This is a genomic window from Arthrobacter sp. MDB1-55 (assembly GCF_059092925.1).
The window spans coordinates 1,391,230-1,413,638 of record NZ_JBNHID010000001.1; the positions used below are offsets into that span (position 1 = coordinate 1,391,230).

Annotated in this window: 15 protein-coding genes; 7 read left to right on the forward strand and 8 right to left on the reverse strand. The window is 63.6% G+C overall.

The genetic code is table 11. From position 1 onward, the window contains the following. Positions 1 to 26 precede the first annotated feature (26 nt). Positions 27 to 1,601, reverse strand: coding sequence for a cytochrome ubiquinol oxidase subunit I (locus AC5RU3_RS06600; RefSeq protein WP_458117002.1), 1,575 nt, complete (start codon positions 1,599 to 1,601; stop codon positions 27 to 29). A 211-nt stretch (positions 1,602 to 1,812) separates the two neighbouring features. Between AC5RU3_RS06600 and AC5RU3_RS06605 the strand changes: the two genes are divergently transcribed. Further along, on the forward strand, positions 1,813 to 2,184 hold the full coding sequence (locus tag AC5RU3_RS06605; RefSeq protein WP_309071347.1) for a BlaI/MecI/CopY family transcriptional regulator: 372 nt from the start codon (positions 1,813 to 1,815) through the stop codon (positions 2,182 to 2,184). A gap of 3 nt (positions 2,185 to 2,187) precedes the next feature. Then, positions 2,188 to 3,165: a M56 family metallopeptidase gene (locus tag AC5RU3_RS06610; protein WP_309071346.1), complete on the forward strand. Its 978-nt coding sequence runs from the start codon at positions 2,188 to 2,190 to the stop codon at positions 3,163 to 3,165. A 96-nt stretch (positions 3,166 to 3,261) separates the two neighbouring features. Here the strand turns inward: AC5RU3_RS06610 and AC5RU3_RS06615 are convergent, their stop codons facing one another. After that, on the reverse strand, positions 3,262 to 5,358 hold the full coding sequence (locus AC5RU3_RS06615) for a DNA gyrase/topoisomerase IV subunit B (protein ID WP_309071345.1): 2,097 nt from the start codon (positions 5,356 to 5,358) through the stop codon (positions 3,262 to 3,264). 237 nt (positions 5,359 to 5,595) lie between these two features. Here AC5RU3_RS06615 and AC5RU3_RS06620 point away from each other — a divergent pair, with 237 nt between their 5' ends. After that, positions 5,596 to 5,820 carry a DUF7455 domain-containing protein gene (locus tag AC5RU3_RS06620; protein ID WP_309071344.1) on the forward strand — a complete coding sequence of 75 codons (225 nt, stop codon included), beginning with the start codon at positions 5,596 to 5,598 and terminating at the stop codon, positions 5,818 to 5,820. A 134-nt stretch (positions 5,821 to 5,954) separates the two neighbouring features. Here the strand turns inward: AC5RU3_RS06620 and AC5RU3_RS06625 are convergent, their stop codons facing one another. From AC5RU3_RS06625 to AC5RU3_RS06640, 4 genes are all read right to left on the reverse strand, one after another. Further along, positions 5,955 to 7,199, reverse strand: coding sequence for an RNA polymerase sigma factor (locus tag AC5RU3_RS06625; RefSeq protein WP_309071343.1), 1,245 nt, complete (start codon positions 7,197 to 7,199; stop codon positions 5,955 to 5,957). A gap of 277 nt (positions 7,200 to 7,476) precedes the next feature. Then, a complete protein-coding gene (locus AC5RU3_RS06630) occupies positions 7,477 to 8,718 on the reverse strand; it encodes a DUF4192 domain-containing protein (RefSeq protein ID WP_493965090.1) in 1,242 nt (413 codons plus the stop codon). Between the two features lie 95 nt (positions 8,719 to 8,813). After that, entirely contained in the window at positions 8,814 to 10,133 is a 1,320-nt protein-coding gene (locus tag AC5RU3_RS06635) for an MFS transporter (RefSeq protein WP_309071341.1), read from the reverse strand. Positions 10,134 to 10,146: 13 nt separating this feature from the next. After that, positions 10,147 to 11,187 (reverse strand): proteasome assembly chaperone family protein, encoded by a 1,041-nt coding sequence (locus tag AC5RU3_RS06640; protein WP_493965091.1) that lies wholly within the window; start codon positions 11,185 to 11,187, stop codon positions 10,147 to 10,149. Between the two features lie 269 nt (positions 11,188 to 11,456). Between AC5RU3_RS06640 and AC5RU3_RS06645 the strand changes: the two genes are divergently transcribed. From AC5RU3_RS06645 to AC5RU3_RS06660, 4 genes are all read left to right on the forward strand, one after another. Then, positions 11,457 to 13,007: a leucyl aminopeptidase gene (locus AC5RU3_RS06645; protein WP_493965092.1), complete on the forward strand. Its 1,551-nt coding sequence runs from the start codon at positions 11,457 to 11,459 to the stop codon at positions 13,005 to 13,007. A gap of 173 nt (positions 13,008 to 13,180) precedes the next feature. After that, positions 13,181 to 14,563 carry a dihydrolipoyl dehydrogenase gene (lpdA, locus tag AC5RU3_RS06650; RefSeq protein ID WP_309071272.1) on the forward strand — a complete coding sequence of 461 codons (1,383 nt, stop codon included), beginning with the start codon at positions 13,181 to 13,183 and terminating at the stop codon, positions 14,561 to 14,563. Between the two features lie 128 nt (positions 14,564 to 14,691). After that, positions 14,692 to 16,482 carry a 2-oxoglutarate dehydrogenase, E2 component, dihydrolipoamide succinyltransferase gene (gene sucB, locus AC5RU3_RS06655; RefSeq protein ID WP_493965093.1) on the forward strand — a complete coding sequence of 597 codons (1,791 nt, stop codon included), beginning with the start codon at positions 14,692 to 14,694 and terminating at the stop codon, positions 16,480 to 16,482. A gap of 145 nt (positions 16,483 to 16,627) precedes the next feature. Continuing rightward, positions 16,628 to 17,059 carry an OsmC family protein gene (locus AC5RU3_RS06660; RefSeq protein WP_309071270.1) on the forward strand — a complete coding sequence of 144 codons (432 nt, stop codon included), beginning with the start codon at positions 16,628 to 16,630 and terminating at the stop codon, positions 17,057 to 17,059. A gap of 113 nt (positions 17,060 to 17,172) precedes the next feature. Here AC5RU3_RS06660 and AC5RU3_RS06665 read toward each other — a convergent pair whose 3' ends face one another. Both AC5RU3_RS06665 and AC5RU3_RS06670 read right to left on the reverse strand, forming a co-directional pair. Next, positions 17,173 to 20,589, reverse strand: coding sequence for a S41 family peptidase (locus AC5RU3_RS06665; RefSeq protein WP_493965094.1), 3,417 nt, complete (start codon positions 20,587 to 20,589; stop codon positions 17,173 to 17,175). Between the two features lie 32 nt (positions 20,590 to 20,621). Beyond that, positions 20,622 to 22,352, reverse strand: coding sequence for a serine/threonine protein kinase (locus AC5RU3_RS06670; protein ID WP_493965095.1), 1,731 nt, complete (start codon positions 22,350 to 22,352; stop codon positions 20,622 to 20,624). Positions 22,353 to 22,409: the final 57 nt, after the last annotated feature.

The window sequence follows — 22,409 nt, forward strand, 5'->3', positions numbered from 1 at the left end:
CGCTGGACAGCGTGGGGCTCGGCAGGTCAGTAGGCAAAGGCGAGTACATCGTCGTTGTCCTTCCCGCCCGGAGAGTTCGCGTCGTCGTGCTTGTGGGCCAGTTCCGGCATGGCCGAAGCGACGCCGCCGCGCACGTAGGTGAAGAGCAGCCTGACCTCGACAACCAGCAGGACGGCGTACACCAGAGTGAGCGCGACCAGGGAGAACACGAGTTCTGCCAGTGAGACGCCGGGCGAGACGGCGGCGGCCGTGAACATGAAGACGCCGTCAATTCCGCTCGGATCCGGGTTGGGTGCCACCACGAACGGCTGGCGGCCCATTTCGGTGAAGATCCATCCCGCGGAGTTTGCACCGAACGGGGCGAGGATCCCGAACACCGCAAGGCGCATGAGCCAACGGGATTCAGGGACGGTCCCCTTCCGCAGAATCCACAGCGCAACCAGCGCTGCGAAAGCCGCCATCACGCCGAAGCCGATCATGATGCGGAAACCCCAGTAGGTGACCTCCATGACGGGAAGGTAGTCAATGTCCATTCCGGCGCGCTCGCCGTACATGGGGTCGTTCGGCAGGGTTTTTCCGTACTGCTCCTCGTATTCGGGCAGGAGCGTATTGACGCCCTTGACCTCCGTGGTGAAGTCACCGTTGGCAAGGAAGGACAGCAGGCCCGGCACTTCGAAGACCGCCACGATATCGTCACAGTTCTGCGAGCCCAGGTTTCCGACCGAGAGAACGGAGAAGCCTGTCCCGTCGTGGCACGCAGCCTCGGCCGCCGCCATCTTCATGGGCTGCTGCTCGAACATCAGCTTCGCCTGCAGGTCGCCTGAGGCGGCAGTGCCGGCGAAGGAAATAAGTGCAACGACGGCGCCGATCCGCGCAGAGCGCAGCCACACGCTGTGGTCGATCGAGCCGCGTGAGCCGGACGGGTCCGAGCCGACGATGACTGCACCGGCGTCGTCAACCGTGTCCAGCCCATCGTGGCGCCGCTTCCAGAGGTGGTACCAGGCGATGCCGAGAAGGAACCCGCCGGCCACGGCAAGTGCGCCGAAGACCGTGTGGGTGAAGGCGACCACCGCGGTGTTGTTGGTGAAGACGGCCCAGGCATCCACCATGCGTGCGCGACCGTCGACGAGCTCCACGCCGACGGGGTGCTGCATCCAGGAGTTGGCAACGATGATGAAGTAGGCGGACAGGACGGAAGCCAGCACAGCGGCCCAGAGGGAACCCAGGTGAAGGATCTTCGGAAGACGCTGCCAGCCGAAGATCCAGAGGCCGAGGAAGGTGGACTCGACGAAGAACGCCAGCAGCGCCTCCATAGCCAAAGGGGCACCGAACACGTCACCGACGAAGCGGCTGTACTCGCTCCACGCGAGGCCGAACTGGAACTCCTGCACCAGGCCTGTCGCCACGCCCATGATGAAGTTGATGAGAAAAAGCTTCCCCCAGAACTTCGTCATCCGCAGGTAGTGCTCCTTGCCCGTGCGGTACCAGAGCGTCTGCATGACGGCGACGACCAGGCCGAGGCCGATCGTCAGCGGCACCATCAGGAAGTGGTAGACGGTGGTGATTCCGAATTGCCACCGGGCGATTTCAAGCGCTTCCACAGGTCCTCAATTCCTCAAGCACAGGCGATGCAAGCAAGTTCTACACATCGTAGAAAAGCTTCTTCTACGTATCGTAGAACAACTTCCGGCATCACTTCTACATTGCGTAGAACCTTGGCGAAAAAAGTTGTAGATTAAGAGGAGTTGGAACTGGCATCGCAGTCGCGAGCATCCGTCCGCCAACCGAACCGGATCGACAAAGGAAACAAGAATGGCCACGCTCGGTGAACTCGAACGCACAGTGATGGACCTGCTGTGGGGCACCCAGGAGGCCATGACCGCGAATACACTTCGTGACGCATTGGCGCTTGCCCCGGAAGGCACCGCAGAGGGCAAGGACCTCGCAGTAACCACTGTGCTGACCGTACTGTCCCGCCTGGAGAAGAAGGGCCTGGTGGAGCGGGAGCGGGATACCCGCCCGCACCGCTACCGTGCCGTCACCAGCCGGGAAGACCACACCGCCGAACTCATGCATGAGGTTCTGGTGACTGCTCCCGACCGGGAGGCTGTGCTCGCACGCTTCATCGGCAGCGTTTCCGAGAGCGAGGCCCGCACCCTGAGGCGGCTCCTGGGCAGCAACTAGCCCATGTTCTGGGCCTCGCACTTCCTGGCCACGCTTGCCGTGGTTTTGGCGTGGCCTGCTCCCATCGCCCTGTCCCGGGCACAGTGGCCCTCGCGCTCGCCCTTCACGGCGATGATCCTGTGGCAGGCAATAGCGCTCGCAGGCGGACTCTCCATGATCGGGGCGATGCTGGTGTGGGGGCTTGAACCCCTCGGCGATAACCTGCTTGAAGCGCTTCGCGGGCTTTGGGACGTGCTCGTAAACAACCGGCCTGCTGACACTCTCGGACTGATGCACGTGTTCGCGCTCAGCGCAGCAAGTCTGCTGACCGCCCATCTGGTCTTTACACTCCTCATCACGTACGCGCGGATCACACGCCAGCGACGCCGGCACCGGAACCTGTTGAACCTGCTCAGCTCCCCCTCGCACACGAACCCGTCAACGGTCGTCATCAAGCACCCGACCCCTGTTGCCTACTGCCTGCCGGGCGGTGCGCGTTCCGTAACGGTTCTCTCGGACGGCCTGATGGGACTGCTCTCCGAGGACGAGCTGCAAGCCGTACTGGTGCATGAGCGCGCGCATCTGAGCCAGCGCCACCACCTGCTGCTGTGGGCGTTCGCGGCGTGGCGTTCAGCGCTCCCCTGGCTCCCTACCTCGCGCCTTGCCCAACGGGCCGTCAACGAACTCATCGAGATGCTCGCCGATGACGAAGCAGTCAAGCAGGTGGACCAGGAAACGCTGGTGGGTGCCATCGCCGTCGTCGCCACCGGCTCGCACGGGCCTACGATCGGAGGATCGAAGCAGACGCTGCCTCAGGGCGCACTCGAGCCGGATCCGGAGCAGGATGATGAGGCGTCGCTGTCCACGGTTCACCGGCTGCGCCGCCTGCTGGAACCCAAGCGGCCGCTCTCCCCGCTCCAGTCCTTCTCTGCGCTGGCGACGTCGGCGCTCCTCCTCATGGTGCCGACGGTGCTGCTGGTCGCGCCGGGACTCTTCGTCTGAGCTACCGCTGCAGGCTTCTGCCGGAGCGGATCGTGCAGCCTGGACCAACCTCGACGTTCAGCGTCGAAGTTCAGGGTCGGAGTTCAGCGTCGAAATTCAGGCGTCGATACGCTCGCGGTCCAGGGAGGCAGCACCTGCGACGATGAAGTCCTTGCGCGGCGCAACGTCGCTGCCCATCAGCAGATCGAACACACGCTCTGCTGCCTCAGCTTCCTGAATCCGGACCCGCCGCAAAGTACGATGACGCGGATCCATCGTGGTCTCGGCGAGCTGCCCGGCATCCATCTCCCCCAGCCCCTTGTAGCGCTGGATCGGTTCCTTGTAGCGCTTGCCCTCACGCTCAAGGGCGGCCAGCAGCCGGTGCAACTCCTGGTCGGAGTAGGTGTAGACGGTCTCGTTCGCCTTGCTGCCGGGATTGAGGATCTCAACCCGATGCAGGGGCGGAACGGCCGCGAAAACACGCCCGGCGTCCACCAGCGGCCGCATATAGCGGAAGAACAGCGTCAGTAGAAGGGTGCGGATATGCGCACCGTCGACGTCGGCGTCCGTCATCAGAATGACTTTGCCGTAGCGTGCCGCCTCCAGCTGGAAGCTACGGCCGGAGCCCGCTCCGACCACCTGGATGAGCGCGGCACATTCGGCGTTCGAGAGCATGTCGCCGACCGATGCCTTCTGAACGTTCAGGATTTTCCCGCGGATAGGCAGGAGTGCCTGATAGTCGGAGGAACGCGCGAGCTTGGCAGTGCCCAGCGCGCTGTCGCCCTCAACGATGAAAAGCTCGGAACGCTCGGCGTCGTCGATGCGGCAGTCAGCGAGCTTCGTAGGCATGGAGGAGGTCTCCAGCGCGTTCTTACGGCGCTGTGTTTCCTTGTGCACGCGCGCGGAGACGCGTGACTTCATCTCGGCGACGACCTTCTCCAGCAGCAACGCGGACTGCGCCTTGTCGGCACGGGCCGACGACGTGAGCTTGGCGAGGATCTGGGTTTCGACGACCTTCGCGACGATGGCACGGACGGCGGACGTTCCGAGGATCTCCTTCGTCTGGCCTTCGAACTGGGGCTCGGCCAGCCGTACCGTCAGGACGGCGGTAAGTCCGGCGAAGACGTCGTCCTTCTCCAGCTTGTCGTTGCCCGCCTTGAGCTTGCGCGCGTTGGTCTCGACGACCTTCCGGAAGGTCTTCAGGAGGGCCTGCTCGAAGCCCGCCTGATGCGTTCCGCCCTTCGGAGTGGCGATGATGTTGACGTAACTCTTGACCGTCGTGTCGTATCCGATCCCCCAGCGCAGTGCGATATCCACCTCGCAGTCACGCTCCACTTCGGCGATCCGGCTGTGTCCCTGATCATCGAGAACCGGCACCGATTCCTTGAAGCGGCCCGATCCGTGAAGCCGCCACACATCGGTCACCGCGTGATCGATGGCGAGGAACTCAACGAACTCGGAGATACCGCCGTCGTGGTGAAAGACTTCTTCGACCACGCCGTCGGTGCCCGGCAGGCTCCGTTCGTCCCGCAGCGTGATCCGCAGACCCGGGACGAGGAACGAAGTCTGCCGTGCCCGTGCCTGCAGTTCCTCGTAGGAAAACTTTGCATCAGGCGTGAAGATCTGACGATCCGCCCAGTAACGGATCCTGGTTCCGGTAACTCCGCGCTTCGCGGTTCCGACCACCTCAAGCCGGGAACTGTCCACGAAGGGGGCGAACTTGGACGTCGGCAAGGGCTTGCGCTCGTCGGCGAAGCGCCCCGGCTCTCCCCTGCGGAAGGACATCTGGTAGGTCTTCCCACCGCGGTCGACCTGTACGTCCAGACGCGCGGAGAGTGCATTGACCACGCTGGCGCCGACGCCATGCAGGCCGCCTGACGCGGTGTAGGACCCGCCGCCGAACTTGCCGCCGGCGTGGAGTTTCGTGAAGACCACCTCAACACCGCTGAGTCCCGTCTTCGGTTCAGCGTCGACGGGAATGCCGCGACCGTCGTCGTGCACTTCCACCGAACCGTCAGCGTGAAGGATGACCGTGATGCTCTGCCCGTGACCAGCCAGTGCCTCGTCGACAGAGTTGTCGATGATTTCCCACAGGCAATGCATGAGCCCACGCGAGTCTGTGGAACCGATGTACATGCCCGGGCGTTTGCGGACCGCCTCGAGTCCCTCAAGTACGGAAAGATGGCGGGCTGTGTATTCAGAGCTGGGGGCCACTTCCTGGGAAACTCCTTGGCATTGCGGTCAATCTCGGGGTGTTTCTGCGGCCGGGGCGGCGCGCCTTCCCTAGCATATTCGCTTGTGCGCGGTGAGGACCGCAGGCGTGCCGGGCCCAACGGAAGCTCTCCGACCGCTCGCGCGAGCGTACGCGCTGAGCGAAAGCGGACCCAGCTTGCGAAGAAACGGCTCCGAATAGTGGTTATATGAACTACAGGAACCACTAAGGAGGCATCCATGACAACAGCTACAGCAACCCGCGAGCTGACCGCACTGCATCGTTGTGACCGGTGCGGAGCCCAGGCCTACGTGCGCGCAGTCCTTCAGTCCTCCGGTGGTGAGCTTCTTTTCTGCGGGCACCACGCGCGTGCTGTTGAGAGCACCCTCCGGCCGCAGACATCCGAATGGCAGGATGAGACTGCCCGATTGACCGAAAAGGCCCCGAGCACGGTAGAGGCGTAAAGCGCTTCGGCTATCGGCCGATGGGCATCCCGAAGGACGCCTGACTGGAAAGCTATTACAGACACGAAGAACCCCCTCCTCGGAGGGGGTTCTTCGTGTCTGTAACGATTGCTGGTGTCGCCCAGCGAGCAGTCCTAGTCCAGATAGTCCCGGAGAACCTGGGACCGCGAGGGGTGGCGGAGCTTCGACATGGTCTTCGATTCGATCTGGCGGATCCGCTCACGGGTGACCCCGTAAACCTTGCCGATCTCGTCGAGGGTCTTGGGCTGGCCGTCCGTGAGCCCGAAGCGCATGGCTACAACACCGGCCTCACGCTCCGAGAGAGTGTCCAGAACGGAGTGGAGCTGTTCCTGCAGCAGGGTGAAGCTTACGGCGTCCGCAGGAACAACAGCTTCGGAATCCTCGATCAGGTCACCGAACTCGGAGTCGCCGTCTTCGCCCAGCGGGGTGTGCAGTGAGATGGGCTCTCGACCGTACTTTTGGACCTCCACGACCTTCTCAGGGGTCATGTCCAACTCCAGGGCCAGTTCCTCCGGAGTCGGTTCCCGCCCAAGGTCCTGAAGCATCTGGCGCTGCACGCGAGCAAGCTTGTTGATGACCTCCACCATGTGCACCGGAATGCGGATGGTGCGGGCCTGGTCTGCCATGGCACGGGTGATCGCCTGGCGGATCCACCAGGTCGCGTAGGTGGAGAACTTGAAGCCCTTGGTGTAGTCGAACTTCTCAACGGCACGAATGAGGCCGAGGTTGCCTTCCTGGATCAGGTCCAGGAAGAGCATGCCGCGACCGGTGTAGCGCTTGGCAAGCGAGACGACAAGCCGGAGGTTTGCTTCCAGCAGGTGGTTCTTCGCGCGCTTTCCGTCGTGGATGACCCACTCGAGTTCGCGGCGCAGCTTCGGATCGATGTTCTCGTTGGCCGCCAACTTTTCTTCAGCGAAGAGCCCGGCCTCAATTCGCAGTGCAAGATCAACTTCCTGTTCTGCGTTGAGCAGAGCGACCTTGCCGATCTGCTTCAGGTAGTCCTTGACCGGGTCGGCAGTGGCTCCAGCGGAGACCACCTGCTGGGCCGGCGCGTCGTCGTCGTCAGCGTCCGAGTAGACGAACCCGCTGCCGGTAGGTGCTTCAGCAACCTCGGGTTCGGCGGTTTCAGTATCAGCGGTGCTCACATCCGCGGCGCTGGGCTCGATGTCCTGCTCCGGCAAATCCTCTTCGGGCGTGGCGTCAGCAGCCTTCGTGTTCACACTGCCCTCGTTGGCCGCGCGCTTGGCACCGCGCGCGGCACCTGCCTTCGACGCTGGTTTAGCAGCGGAAGCTTTGCGCTTGGTCGCAGTTGTACCGGGTTCTGATAACACCGGTGCTGTTGTCTTCTTGGCCGACACAGAGAACCTTTCATACGGCGGTTTGCGGCGCCGCCAAAGGGGGCAACACCACTATGACCCTGTCAAGTCCGTGTTTGATTTCAGACCTGTCAGCGGAATCTGTCGGTGAATACAACAGCTCCGCCGGTAGCACTATTCCGTGGGGATGATCAGTGGTGCGAACACCTACGTCCCGGGACTGCAGCGCTTAAATCTGAAACACGAACCCAACCGGGTCTAGGTTCCATTGTCGCACGCTTTGCGGACGCCACGTAATTCCTCTGCGCAACGAGCCTATTCAGGCGGCCCTCCAAGAATCGGAAGTCCAGGCGGTTTCCCGTCGCCGCGCCCAGGGAGCCAGGGATCCGGTCCCGACCAGGGCCAGAAGCAGTTCAGCCAACGTGTATCCCGGTGTCTCGTCGAGCGCCGCCTGCAGGTAGTGATGGGCTCGGGATCCCCTCCCGCGAGTCCACTCCAACCAGCCGAGAATGCTGAGCAGCGCCGATTTCGGCTTCCCCTGTGCCACCGCTGTGAGCCGAACGAACACCCGGTGGGCGGCATCCAGACGATTCCAGTCGGGGGTGCTCATCGTGGCCAGGAAAACGTCCCGGAAGAGCGCGCTTGGTCTTTCGCCACTGTGGCTTTGCGCGCTTGCTCCGCCTGCTGCTTCCTCTGCCGCAATGGCGCTCTTCAGATCATCGCATTCCTGGGGAAGTTGCACCTCTTCCGGATATGCCGGAAGAACAGAGCCATCGACAGCGGCGGCATAGGCAGCCGCTGCATCCGTCGCTGCCAGCACGATGAGGCTGTCCCGCACTGCGGCGCTCGTAAGACCGGCAAGGAGGAAGGCCCTCACCTCAGGTTTGTCGCCGGCGCTGCCGGCAGTGCCCCTGATCAATCCATCCCAGAGGGTCAGGCAATCACGGGCCAGGCTTGAGCTATCCCATTTGCCTGCCCACTTCTTGATGTAGGAGAAGGTCAGCCGATGCACTTCCTCATTGTCCACAGCATCGACGGTGCGCACCGCCGACTCCAGCGACTCGGCGTACGTGCTTCCCTGAAACACGAGCTCGGCGTTCAGCACGCTTTCGGTGATTGCGGTCAGGCGATGCCCGGGCCAGGGACAGCACGACTGCTCCTCGCAGAAGTAATCCCGCCAGTGACTGGAACTGACCAGCCATCCGTCCAGCAGGCTGAGCCCGGCAGCGTCAAGGACAAGATCCAGGCAGTGGACCAGCGGGGCGAAAGGCGGCTCAGCGGGCTCCATCCACGCCCTATCCGTGTAGATGACCATCAGCACACCGTCGGCGGCTGAATCGGACTGCAGATACTCGCAGACGGAATCGGCGTAATCGAGCGGATCTGTCTCCTCGCAGGGAAGATCCAGCCGCAGCGTGGCGCCGACGCGCTTGCCTGTCATGGTGAGGAACACCAGGCTCTCGCGGGGCTGGAAGCCCAAGATGTGCGGGACGTAACTGAGGATGTCCGCAGGAGTGCTGACTTTGATCGGTGCCTCGGAGTGGGATGCGCTTGATGTCATAGTTACGACTTTGATCCCGGCTGGAGGAGCAGGTCCGCTCTTCGATCTCTATGTGGGCAAGTTGCCCAAACTCCGTCGGTGTGGAGGAACAGTCGTCAGCTGCGGGCGTCGCGCCGTCGTCGAATCTCCCTCGCAATTGCCTGCCTGAGCGGCGGTACAACGATCGACTGGCGGGCAAGCTGCGCCCGCACGCGTCGGCGGACAATCAGGATCGCGGTGGTCCCGACTGCGAGCATTACGAACTGCACGGCGAAAGCGATCCTGAACGAGTCCAGGGCATAGAGATCGCCATTCGAAAAGCCGCTGGCCAGCAGCAGATCGAGAATGATCCCCACAGCGAACATGGTGAGGAGGGCAGCGGTGAAGCCTCCGATATTGACAATCCCGGTCGCTGTCCCAAGCCGGGACGCCGGGTTGAAGGTCCGCGCAAAGTCGAAGCCGATCATGGACCCGGGACCGCCCACCGCCAGTGTCACGACAAGGAACACCAGCAACCAAACCGGTGCGCGGCCCGGATAGGTCAGGACCACCAGCCATGCCAGGGCGGTGGCAGCGGTGATTGCAAGAACCATGGTCGACCGGCGCAGCGGATGCCGTGCGACATACACGCCCAGAAGTGGGCCACAGATCATGCCCACCACCACGAATAGCGTCATCAGCACCGAGGCGGTCGGGGCAGCAAGCTCCTGTGCACTCACCAGATAGGGGTAACCCCAGGTGAGCACGAAAACGGTACCCGAGAACTGCGTCGTGAAGTGGCACCAGAGGCCGAGCCTGGTTCCCGGCTGCTTCCAGGCCTCGGCGAGGGACACACCCGTCTGACGCAGCGTTACAGAGGAGCGTTTCTGACTTCCATCCGGGTGGTCGCGGATCACCGCCAGCGCAAGTACTGCTGCTAAGATCCCCAATCCTGCCGCCGAGAGGAAAGCCGCACTCCACCCAGCGAACTGCAGGACGGCGAGAAAGGGCACCACACTCAGGACCTGCCCCAGCTGGCCCAGAATCCCGGTGAGTTGCGTCAGCAGCGGGATGCGCTTCGTCTCGAACCAGGCAGGCAGCAGTCTCAGGACAGCGATGAAGGTCATGGCGTCACCCCCACCCACCAAAAGACGCCCGAAGATGCCGGCGGAGACGGACTCAGCAAATGCCAGTTGGCTCTGGCCGAGCGCCATCAGGAGGGCACCGGAGAAAATCAGGATGCGCGGACCGAAACGGTCCACCAGAACCCCGACCGGAATCTGCAATCCGGCGTAAACCACAAGCTGGGCCACCGTGAAGACAGCCAGTGCGGAGGCCGTTGCGTCGAAACGCTCGGTGGCCGCAATCCCTGCCACGCCGAAAGACGTGCGCTGGGTGACTGCTATCAGGTACGCCAGGACACCGGCGCACCAAACCAGCCAGGCCCGCCGGTTCATCCCATGTCCCGGATCAGTCCCCAGAAGGACCGCCTTCGCGGTCGACGGGGACACCGTCGGCTTCGGCATCCGGGTCGGCAGCCTGCTCCCCTGATCCGGCATTTGCATTCTCCCTGGCAGCATCCAACGTTTCAGCCAGCTCATCCGCTGCCCGTGGTCCGGCCAGGTAGGCCTCGACGGCGGCTCCAAGCTCTTCGGCACTGGCCAGTTCCATGTTCTGCTTGATCAGCAGCGACCGGCGGGAACCCTCTGCGTGCTCGTCGTAGCGCTTCTCCAGTGATGAAACGACGCCCTGAACCTCCGCAGAGTTGTCCACTTGGCGTGCAATCTGGCGGGCGACATCCCGCCCGGCTTCGCGCAACCGGTCCGTCGGGAGGACACGGCCGATCGACGCGCCCAGGTACTCCAGCGCCGTAACGGCGGCGGGGGGATACTCCGCTTCGGCCAGGTAGTGAGGGACGTGCACCACATAACCAACGACGTCGCGACCCGCCTCCATGAGACGAAGCTCCAGAAGATGGCTGATCGAGGCCTGCAGCTCTGCGGTTGGCCTCCAGGCGCTACCCATTCCCTCGATGAGATCGCCACGGTTTCCGTGAACCGTCACCCCGAGGGGCCGCGTGTGGGGAACCGGCATCGGAAGCGAATGGACCCACGTCACCAGCGGAACCTCGAGTGCGCTAATCAACTGCCCGACGGCGGCACAGAACCTCTCCCACTGCAGGTCCGGTTCCATCCCGCTCAGGAGGAGGAAACGCTCCCCCAGCCCATCCTCGAGGACCTGCAGTTCCAGCGTTGGAGGCTGGTAGTCCCTCAGATGGTCCTCTTCGAAGGTGATGCGCGGTCTGCGGCTGCGGTAATCGATGAGCTGATCCGTATCAAACACGGCCAGTACCTCATGGTCCAGCGAGCCCAGCAGTTCGTCGCGCACCTGGGCAACCACGTGGCCTGCATCGACAAAGCCGGTGAAACCCGCAATCAGCGGCAGCCCCCGAAGTGAAGGGTCATCACTGATTGAGTCGCTCACGTTGTACAGACTCTGCGGGTCCAACATCGTTTCCTCCTCAGCTCAATTCCGGACGACTGCAGCGCACCCGCGCCGGTCTTCCCCGCTGCGGCGAAGCCCCGGCAGTCAACCCTAGTTGATAGCCCATTCCTCGTCCGGATATGTAACGTCGTCACGGCTTCCCCCCATTCCCGCGCGCCCGCCCGTGGGATGCATGTCACAGGGTGCGACTACGATCGGTAGCAACGGAAAACGCGTGACACAACCCGCACGCCCGTGCACCAACCCCAAGCTATTGGAAGCGAGGACGAACCTTCGTGAGCAACACCAGCGACATTCACCTGACCGCAGTCTCCCGGGACATCAAGAAGTCCGCATGCGAGGTCCTAGTGATCGGCACCGGCCAAAGCCCGGACGGCCCGGTACTCCTGGAGAATCCGCTCTCCGCGAAGTCGGCAAGGGCACTGACCGACACCCTTCCCTCCCTGGGAGTCACCGGTGCCGCCGACGAGGTTCGCCGCTTCCCGGGATTGCCGGAAACCGGAGCGGACGTCCTGGTGCTGGTTGGAACGGGACGTACAACAGCCGGCACTCCCCTGTCTGATGAACAGCTCCGCCGTGCAGCAGGTTCCGCCGCCCGGCAGTTGAACGGAGTGGAAAGCATCGCCGTAGCACTCCCTGCCGCCACGGTCGATCAGGCTGCAGCAGTGGCCGAAGGCATCCTGCTCGGCAGGTACGCCTACACGGAGCACTACTCGGCATTCGGCGGCAGGGCACCCCGTCCGTCAGCCAAGACTCTTTCGCGGGTCACCCTCCTGACGCCGGCTGCGCAGGACCGCGGGCTTAAAGCGGCGTTCGACCGCGCGGAAGCAATCGGCCGAGGAGTTAACGTCACCCGCACCCTCGTCAACCAGCCCCCGAGCCACCTCTACCCGGAATCCTTCGCCCAGTTCGCCCGCGAACACGTCAAGGGACTGCCCGTGAAGGTGACGGTCCTGGACGAAAAGAAGCTTGAGAAGGACGGCTACGGCGGCATTCTCGGCGTCGGGAAGGGCTCGTCCCGTCCGCCACGGCTGGTCAAACTCGAATACACGCCTGCCAGGTCGAAGATCAACCTTGCGCTTGTGGGCAAGGGCATCACCTTCGACTCAGGCGGACTTTCCCTCAAGCCCGGCGCGGGGATGCAGACAATGAAGCTCGACATGGCGGGTGCCGCCGTCGTGCTTGCCGCGGTCACTGCGATCGCTCAGCTCGGCCTCCCGGTCAGCGTGAGCGGTTGGCTGTGCCTCGCGGAGAACATGCCGTCGGGAACCGCGCAGCGGCCCTCGGACGTGCTCACCACTTTCGGCGGCCGCACCGTCGAGGTACTGAATACCGACGCCGAGGGGCGGCTGGTGATGGCGGATGCACTGGCCGCAGCGAGTGCTGAGTACCCCGATGCGATCATCGATGTGGCCACCCTCACCGGCGCCCAGATGGTCGCGCTCGGCAAACGCGTGTCCGGAGTAATGGGCGACGACGGCGTCAGGGACGCAGTGAAAGCCGCGGCCGACCGCGTGGGCGAGCAGTTCTGGCCGATGCCTCTGCCGGAGGAGTTGCGTCCGAGCCTTGATTCGACGGTTGCTGACATTGCAAACGTCGGTGAGAAGTTCGGCGGCATGATGACCGCTGCTGTCTTCCTCCGGGAATTCGTCGGTGAGGTCGATGGGCAGAAGATTCCCTGGGCTCATCTCGACATCGCGGGTCCTGCATTCAATGAGGGCGGCGCCTACGGCTACACCCCCAAGGGCGCTACCGGTGTCGGAGTCCGCACGCTCCTGGCGTACGTCGAAGATGTCGTGGAGCGGGCACAGAAGCACGCTGCCTGAGTCGACCCGCGTAGAGGTGAGACTCGACACATAGGCGTGTGCTTCGCCCTTCACTAAGTGGCTGATGGTGTGATCTGGCGATAGGGTGAAGCCAGATCACACCAAGCATTCCGCCAGACATCAACCGACGCGCGTACTCAAGTGCGTCACCGATCACGCGAGGGAGCGTCCAAGTGGCCGATACGGCAACTGCGCAAGAATTCGACATCCTGGTACTGGGCGGAGGCAGCGGCGGTTACGCCGCCGCCCTCCGCGCCGTGCAGCTCGGCTTCACAGTCGGGCTCGTCGAGAAGGCCAAGCTCGGGGGCACGTGCCTACACAATGGGTGCATCCCCACGAAGGCGCTTCTGCATTCGGCTGAAGTCGCCGACAGTGCGCGATCGGCCGAGAAGTACGGCATTAAGGCCACGTTCGAGTCGATCGACATGACCGCCGTGAATGCATACAAGGACGGCATCATCGCCGGCAAGTACAAGGGCCTGCAGGGGCTCATCAAGGCCAAGGGCATCACCGTCATCGAGGGTTCCGGCCGGTTGACCGGCCAGAACACCATCGAAGTGAACGGCACCACGTACACCGGCAAGAACATCGTTCTTGCAACCGGCTCGTACTCACGGTCGCTGCCCGGACTTGAAATCGGCGGCAAGGTCATCACCTCGGACCACGCACTCACCATGGACACGATCCCCTCCAGCGCCATCGTGCTCGGTGGCGGTGTGATCGGCTGTGAGTTCGCCTCCGTCTGGAAGTCCTTCGGCGTCGACGTCACCATCATTGAGGGCCTGCCATCCCTGGTTCCCAACGAGGACGCATCAATCGTCAAGAACCTCGAGCGTGCGTTCAAGAAGCGCGGCATCAAGTTCAACACCGGAACCTTCTTCGAGAAGGTCGAGCAGGATGACAACGGCGTCAAGGTCACCCTCGCGGATGGCAAGACCTTCGAAGCGGATCTACTTCTTGTCGCTGTTGGCCGCGGCCCCGTCACTGCCGACCTCGGGTACGAAGAAGCCGGCCTTACCCTCGACCGCGGATTCGTGATCACCAATGAGCGTCTCCACACCGGCGTCGGAAACATCTACGCGGTCGGCGACATCGTTCCCGGACTCCAGCTTGCGCACCGCGGCTACCAGCAGGGAATCTTCGTTGCGGAAGAGATCGCCGGACTCAAGCCTGTCATCGTCGAAGATGTCAACATTCCCAAGGTCACCTACTGCGAGCCGGAAATCGCTTCAGTCGGCCTGACTGAAAAGGCCGCCAGGGACAAGCTGGGCGATGACCGCGTCGAAACCCAGGAATACAACCTTGCGGGTAACGGCAAGAGCTCAATTCTCGGTACCGGCGGCATCGTCAAGCTGGTTCGCGAGAAGGACGGCCCGGTGGTCGGCGTCCACATGATCGGCACCCGTATGGGTGAGCAGATCGGTGAGGCCCAGCTCATTGTGAACTGGGAAGCGTACCCGGAGGACGTAGCCCAACTGGTTCACGCACACCCGACCCAGAACGAGTCGCTGGGCGAAGCGCACCTTGCCCTGGCGGGCAAGCCGCTGCACGGCTGACGAACACTCGAGCGGTTGTTCGAAAACCGCACCAAGCTCCACACAAAGCATCACTGGCAACCTCAAACCGACCGGCTGATCCCGGTACCGGCGGTCGAAGGTAGAACGAACAAGGAGAACCGGACACCATGTCTGAATCCGTGAACTTGCCGGCCCTGGGCGAGAGCGTTACTGAGGGTACTGTTACCCGATGGCTCAAGCAGGTCGGCGACCGCGTTGAAGTCGACGAGCCGCTGCTCGAGGTATCGACGGACAAGGTCGACACAGAGATCCCATCCCCTATTGCGGGGGTCATCGAGGAGATCCTGGTCGCCGAGGACGAAACAGCCGAGGTAGGTGCTCCACTCGTCAGGATCGGTGACGGCTCGGGCGGTTCGGACAGTTCGGAAGACGGCGGATCGGCAGAGCAGGCGCCGTCGGACGATGCTGCGACGCAGGATCAGCCGGGAGAAAGTGCAGCCCAGGACACTGACGCTGCAGCCCCCGCAGCCACCGCAGCGGAGCAGGCTTCGGAGTCCGACGCCGGCACCAGCGGCGGACAGGGCACCGAAGTTACTCTGCCCGCTCTCGGCGAGAGCGTTACTGAAGGAACGGTCACGCGCTGGCTCAAGGCGGTCGGTGACGAGGTCGAAGTAGACGAGCCTCTCCTCGAGGTCTCCACCGACAAGGTAGACACAGAAATCCCTTCACCGGTCGCCGGAACGCTCCAGGAGATCCGGGTCAATGAGGACGAAACCGCGGAGGTGGGTTCTGTCCTCGCCGTTATCGGCTCAGGCAGTGCTGCTCCCGCTCAGGCGGAGCCGACGTCAGCCGAACCGGTAGCTGCGGCCCCGTCCACGGAGCGCGAGGAGCCGGCCGCTGAGCCGGCTGCTCAGAAGCAGGCGCAACCCGCACCTGCCGAAAGTGCCGAGCCCGCTCCTGCGCCGGCAGCGCCGAAGCCCACCGACGCGGCCGGGAAGGAAACGGCGGCCGGATCAGATTCTGTGTACGTCACTCCCCTGGTCCGCAAGCTCGCGAACCAGCATGGCGTTGACCTCGGCTCCATCAAGGGCACAGGTGTTGGTGGACGGATCCGCAAGCAGGACGTGCTTGAGGCTGCCGAGACCGCAAAGACACCGCAGCAGGAAGTTCCGAGTGCGGCCGCACCTGCGGCTGCTGCGCCCTCGGCTCCCGCTGCCGCCCCCGCGGCTTCGAAGCTGCGCGGTACGGTCGAGAAGGCTCCCCGCATCCGCCAGACGATCGCCCGCCGCATGCGGGAATCGCTCGAAGTTTCAGCGCAGCTGACACAGGTCATTGAAGTTGATATGACCCGCGTGGCGCGGCTCCGCGCGAAGGCGAAGGACACCTTCCAGGCGCAGAATGGCGCGAAGCTGACCTTCCTGCCCTTCATCGCCAAGGCAGTAACCGAAGCGTTGAAGCAGCACGCCAAGCTCAACGCCTCGTTCGACGAGGATGCGAAGGAAGTCACCTACCACGACGCCGAGCACCTCGCCATTGCGGTGGACACCGAGAAGGGCTTGCTCGTTCCCGTTATCAACGATGCCGGAAACCTCAACCTCGCAGGTCTGGCCAAGAAGATTGCCGACGTCGGTGCACGCACCCGCAACGGCCAGATCGGCCCAGATGAACTCTCGGGCGGAACCTTCACCATCACCAACATTGGCTCGGTCGGAGCGCTTTTCGACACTCCGATCATCAACCAGCCTCAGGTCGGCATCCTTGGTACCGGTGCAATCGTCAAGCGCCCCGTGGTGATCACCGATGCCGATGGTGAAGACACCATTGCCATCCGCTCGATGATGTACCTCTGCCTCACCTACGATCACCGTCTGGTGGATGGAGCTGACGCCGGTAGGTTCCTGCAGTCACTGAAGTCCCGTCTTGAAGATGGTGCATTCGAGGCTGACCTCGGGCTGTAACCCACCTCATGCAGAAGGCAGCGTTCCGGTTTCTCGGGGCGCTGCCTTCTGTCATCAGGTTCTAGAAAGACTTCCCCGTCGAATACGGGGAAACACCGGACGTCCCGTCCGGTGCACATGATTCAACCATCGAACAGGAGAACTCATGGCTACCGTACGCTCAGCACACACCGTCTGGACCGGTGACCTGCCCACGGGCTCAGGTCAGGTATCGCTCGACACGTCCGGCCTCGGAACCTACGACGTCACGTGGAAGGCCCGGGCGGAGCAGGCTGAAGGCAAGACCAGCCCTGAGGAGCTCATCGCTGCGGCACATTCTGCGTGCTTCTCCATGGCTTTCAGCCACGCGCTGGGCGGAGAGGGCAAGACACCTGATCGAGTCGAGACGAAGGCGGAGGTGGACTTCCAGCCGGGAGAGGGCATCACCGCGATTCGGCTTACTCTCAAGGCATCTGTTCCGGGCCTGAGCGAGGAAGACTTCCAGCGCCTTGCTGATGAAGCAAAGACCGGGTGCCCTGTCTCCCAGGCTCTTGCAGCGGTGAAGAACATCTCGCTGGACGCCACCCTCGAGTCCTGACCTGCGCTTCCCCAGCTCTACAAGACGCCCCGGTCACCGTCAGGTGATCGGGGCGTCTTGTCTCTTCATTCAACACCCGTCCCGGTCAATGACCGGGACAGGCGCCCATACTCTCAGCGGCGGGGTGGAAGGGGCGCCGGTGCCAGCCGGGGATGATCCCTCCGGGCTGGAGGCACGTCCGTGGGAAGCTCTTCCAGCATTTCGCGGAGAATTCCCACGGCGTGCTCGAGTTGCGGATCTTCCTGCGCGGCGTATGCGTGCGGTGGGAAGGGCACCTCGATATCAGGATCCACCCCGTAGTTCTCCACGTCCCACTCGACGCCGCCTGTCATCCAGAAGGCATAGCGCGGCTGGGTTACCCCGGTACCGTCCGCGAGGCTGAACCGACCGTCGATTCCCACCACGCCGCCCCAAGTCCGTGTTCCGATGACCGGCCCGATTCCGCGGAGCTTCGCTACCTGGGTGATGATGTCACCGTCAGATCCGGCGAATTCATCCGTCAGGATCACCACAGGACCGCGCGGTGCATGCGCAGGATATGTCCCAGGCTGTTCCCCTCTGGGAAGAGACCAGGCGGTCACTTTGCGTCCGATGAGCTCTGCGACCAGTTGGGACGTGTGACCACCCCGGTTGCGCCTTACATCGATGATCAGACCATCCCGTGCGGTCTCCCGGTCCAGGTCCCGATGGAGCTGGGCCCAGCCTCGGGCCACCATGTCCGGGATGTGGAGATAGCCGAACCGCTCGTCCGAGGCTTCGTGGACAATCGACCTGTTCGCATTGACCCAGTTCTGATAGCGGAGCCGTTCCTCGCTCCGAAGCGGCACAACCGCGACCCTGCGTACCTCGGAGTGATCGCCGTCGTCATCGTGACGGGCGACGGTAAGCTCGACCGGGCGCCCGCCGGCTCCGGTGAGCAGAACGGCCGGACCCAATTCGGGCGGAACGGGAACGCCGTCGACGGCTTGGATAATATCTCCGGGCTCCACGGCCACTCCGGGGGCCGCTAGCGGCGCTGCCGCCTGCGGGTCTGACGACTCGCCGGCGAAGATGCGGTCCACTCGCCAGCCCCGTTCAGACCTACTGAGCTCGGCGCCCAGGAAACCCTGCGCTCCGGCGCCCGGCTCACTGGCCAGGGCAGGCGTGACGTAGGCATGCGAGGTGCCGAGTTCCCCGTGAAGCTCCCACAGTAGGTCCACGAGGTCGTCGTGGGATCCGATACGGTCCAGCAGCGGCCGGTAGCGGTCCCGTACGCCCACCCAGTCCAGACCGCCCATGTCTTCGGCCCAGAAGAAATCGCGCTGGAGACGCCAGGCGTCCTCGAAGGCCTGGCGCCATACACTCGGAGGATCGAGGAGGACACGGATACGGTTGAGTTCAACCGTCACCCGCTCCGTCGAATCCGGATCGGCCGGGCCGGATGTGGGGACAGCGGTGACCGCGCCGGCCCGGATGACTACGGCCCGCTTGCCGTCGCCGCTGACCTCAAAAGAGTCCACTTCCTGCACCAGTGTGGCCGTCTCCCGCTTGAGCATGTCGAATCGCTCCAGCCGCTTCGCCGGCTCCTTGGTGTCGGTGGTGGCACGGCCGTCACCGGTAGTCCCCACGGTGTCCGCAGCCAGCCACAGCAGTGAGTTATCGGCAGTGCGCAGGCCCTCATACGAACCCTGCGGCACAGGCACCGGGATGATCCGCTCCCCGATCCGTTCCGCTGCAACGTCTACGGTCGTCTTGGCGCCGTCTTTCTCCTCAGCGGGCGCCGGACGGTCGTGCACTGCCGGCCCGAAAGGGGAGGCCGTGCCCGCAGCCAATGCAACCAGGAATGGCTTAGTCGAGGCCGGGAAGCTCAGGTCGAATCGGTGGGTGTCGTATACCGGGTCAAAGCTTCGGTCCGAGAGGAAGGCGAGAAAGCGGCCATCGGGAGTGAACGACGGCGCATGGTCGCGGAAGCGTCCGTCCGTCACGTCGAGGATCTCAGCGTCACGTGCTGCCCGTGCCAGCCGGATGCGCGTACGGGCGCCTTCTCCGGTGACAGGTTCTGCCCAGACCAGCCAGGCTGAATCAGGTGAGAAAGCGAGATCGTCGATCGCACCGTGAGGCGTCGTTGAGAGGGTGAAGAAGCCCTCGCTTCCCACCTCATGAATGAGAATCTGTCCCATCTCACCGGCGACCGCAATGACTTTGCCGTCCGGGCTTACCGCGAGATTGCTTGCCCTGAACGGTCCGCCGAAATCGACGCGGGACAGCGCCTCGCTGCCCGCAGAATCCTGCGCGACGACGATGGCCGCGTCCGGCGTTGCGGTCTCCGCGGTTTCAGCTGCCGACGCTGTCTCGCGCGGTGAGCTAGACCCGTCCGGGAGCGTCGCGGGCACCGGCGCGGGCAAGGAATGGTCCGCGGTTTCAGTTCCTGGAAGGGAGGGACCGCTTGCGACGGGCAGGTCGACGTCGAACACGTTGCGGATGTACAGCGCTTCCTCGCCGTCGTGGTCGGCAACATAGGCCACATGATCGTCACCAACCGGGCGGCCGAGGCGCGCCCGCACTCCTGCGGTGGCATCCACCACCCGCGATGGGCCATCGCGGTGTGTAAGCAGGTGAAGCGTACCGTGCGATTCGATGACGCTCGCCCGCCCATCTGTGACTGGTACGGCCGCGGCAAGGTGACGCGAAACGTTGAGCGGTTGGGGACGCCGCCCCGTGGAAGCCGAACCGAGAGTGATGTCGAGGGCGCGCGCTTCGCTATCGAGACCGTCGAGGAGCCAGAGTGTCCCGGCTGACTCGTAGACGACCCGACTTCCATCGGTGCTGGCATGCCGAGCATAAAATTCTTCGTGATCGGTGTGCCGCCGAAGATCCTCACCGTTCGCCGTCACTGAGTACAGGTTGCCGTAGCCCTCGTGATCTGACAGGAAGGCAAGGCGACCGCCGACCCACATCGGGTCGGCGAGGTTTCCGTCGAGATCGGGAAGGAAGCGGCTGAAATCACCGGATCCGTCCAGGTCGATCCAGAGCTTGCCTGCTGTCCCACCGCGGTAGCGCTTCCACCAGGCTTGCTCACGGGTCATGACGCTGCCGATGACAACTGGCCGCTCGTCTCCGACAGCTTCTCCGTGGACAATGGCGTCGAGCGGTCCGTACGGTACGACGGCGGCCGGGGATCCGTCCGTGGGGAGGGTGTACGCCCAGGTGTGCCGGGGGTCTTCGTGGCGGAAGGCGCTTGTCGCGATGATTTGGCCGTCAGACGTATACCCCTTGACGCGCGTGCTTTGGTGCCCCCAGTAGGTCAAGCGGCGGAAGTTTCCACCGTCAGTATCTGCTGCTACCACCTCAGGCGCGGCACCCTGGATTACCGTCCAGGCGATGGTGGAACCGTCGGGCGAGAACCTCGGATTACGGACCGGTTGCTGGAGTGCAGATATTCGCCATGCGCGGCCGCCGGACAACGGAGCAACCCAGATGTCGTTCTCTGCTGCGAACGTGAGGAGATCTCCGGACAGGTGCGGATAGCGCAGGTAATGAGAGGGAGCCATTGTCCGATCATAGCCACACAGGAGGACGCCTTTCAGACTGCGCCGGCCGTGTGTACGCTGTCGATTTTCCATACGTCCGCTTCCTTCATCAGGACGAAGACGAGCTCCTGCGGTGTCGAATCAGGTACTGTGCGCACTGCCGACCCGGACGTGTCAGTCTCGCTGTAGCCGGACATGACTACGGTCGCAGTAACCGCTGCAGCCCCCTCCGGGATTTCAAGGGCGTCCGTCAGAAAAGCTCCCTCAACCCGGATACTCAGCCCGCTGAACACAAGGCCCTGCTCCTGCAAACCCGCTACGAGGACGCGATCCGCGTCCATAGCCTCCGAAGCGCGGATATTCACGTGTGAGAGCAGGTCGGTATCGGCGGACGTCAAAGCCATCGCCCTCACTCCTGCCAGCGCCGGCAGGACTTTGGCCGGATCTGCGTCCGACAGCCGCGCCTGCATCTCAGCGGACAAGACGGAGGCCGGCGCGGGCGCGGCCGGAGCGGTCTCCGTCTCGGTGCCCTCTCCCTGCTGCGCCTTGGCTCCGGATTCTTCGACCCCTTGGCTCGAGGCGATCCCGACCGTGAGAGGTGCCGGATCCGGTTCGCTGGTGCCGGTGCTGATCCCACCGAGGAAGTGCTGACCGGCCATCATTGATCCGAGAAGCACAAGCACAGCGGCAGTTGTTTGGGGTACCGCTGACTTCCACTTAGGCTCCGGGCGACCGGGTTGCCTGCGTCGGCGACCTCTCGGTTCGGCCAGCCGCGCTCGCTTCTTCCTCCGCGAGGTTGCCTTCCCGGGGCGTAAGCTTCCAAGCACTGCAGCAAGCCGGGGGCGAGGAGCAGTTGCCGGGATATCGGCAGGGCGCCGGGTGAGCAACTGCGGAAGCACGGAAGGGTGCACGGCGGCCACCAGGTCAAGCGGCCGAGGGACACCGGAACGCAGGACGGTTTCCGCGAATTCGGCAGCTGAGGGCCGCGCCGTCCACTCGGTCTCCAACCCAGATTCGAGTATCTGGAGCAGCTCGGAAGAAACCTCGGGCACCAGCAGGGAAAGTGGAACCCTATCCTTCGTCTGCCCGGGAGGATTGCCGGTGAGCGAGTACCAGCCAAGCGCCGCCAATGAGTACACATCGGCTGCGGCCGCGGGAGGCCCTATTTCTCCGCTGTGAGTCTCCGAAAACCCTGCGGTACCGGCGGCTCCTAAGTACTTCTCGCCGAGCAGGCGAGCTGCCCCTAGGTCACCGATCAGCGGCTTCCCTTCTGCGGTGAACAGCACATTCCCGGGCGACAGGTCTCCGTGATGAACCGACGACGAATGCAGGTGGGCCACGGCCTGTGCGATGGGAGCCAGGACGGTGATGCATTCCCCGGGGCTGAGGCGCCCACGTGCAGTCACCAGATTGAGGAGGGAGCCGCCCGCCGCGTAATCGGTCATCAACCCCGGCCCCTGGTCCGTGGAGACGACGGCATGCAGGCCAAGCAGGTGCGGATGTTCCAGCGAGCCCAGGACAGTGCTCTCCCTGCGCAACTGTGCCAGGAGTTCGTTGCTGGTGTTCCGGCCGTGTTCTCCCCCCGGTGCGTATGCGGGAAACACCTTGAGCGCTCTTGCCACTCCGGTCTGCCGCTCCTCGAGCAGCCAGACATTTGCATTTCCTCCCGTTCCGAGCAATCTTCCGGTACGGTAACCGTCCACGGCCGGGGGCGTATCCGGGCGGGCGTTGTTCCGGGAAACCACATCCTGGTCCGCCGCAGTCTGGCGAAGGAAATTGTCCATGGTCGCCATTCTTGGCTATTTCTTTCCGGCGTCCGTAAGTTATCCACAACCGGCCGG

Excerpts from the sequence above, each read along its gene's own strand:
- sucB (WP_493965093.1), top strand. The coding sequence starts at position 14,692 with ATGTCTGAATCCGTGAACTTGCCGGCCCTGGGCGAGAGCGTTACTGAG.
- AC5RU3_RS06640 (WP_493965091.1), bottom strand. The coding sequence starts at position 11,187 with ATGTTGGACCCGCAGAGTCTGTACAACGTGAGCGACTCAATCAGTGAT.
- AC5RU3_RS06620 (WP_309071344.1), top strand. The coding sequence starts at position 5,596 with ATGACAACAGCTACAGCAACCCGCGAGCTGACCGCACTGCATCGTTGT.
- AC5RU3_RS06660 (WP_309071270.1), top strand. The coding sequence starts at position 16,628 with ATGGCTACCGTACGCTCAGCACACACCGTCTGGACCGGTGACCTGCCC.
- AC5RU3_RS06605 (WP_309071347.1), top strand. The coding sequence starts at position 1,813 with ATGGCCACGCTCGGTGAACTCGAACGCACAGTGATGGACCTGCTGTGG.
- AC5RU3_RS06665 (WP_493965094.1), bottom strand. The coding sequence starts at position 20,589 with ATGGCTCCCTCTCATTACCTGCGCTATCCGCACCTGTCCGGAGATCTC.
- AC5RU3_RS06635 (WP_309071341.1), bottom strand. The coding sequence starts at position 10,133 with ATGAACCGGCGGGCCTGGCTGGTTTGGTGCGCCGGTGTCCTGGCGTAC.
- AC5RU3_RS06670 (WP_493965095.1), bottom strand. The coding sequence starts at position 22,352 with ATGGACAATTTCCTTCGCCAGACTGCGGCGGACCAGGATGTGGTTTCC.
- AC5RU3_RS06610 (WP_309071346.1), top strand. The coding sequence starts at position 2,188 with ATGTTCTGGGCCTCGCACTTCCTGGCCACGCTTGCCGTGGTTTTGGCG.
- AC5RU3_RS06630 (WP_493965090.1), bottom strand. The coding sequence starts at position 8,718 with ATGACATCAAGCGCATCCCACTCCGAGGCACCGATCAAAGTCAGCACT.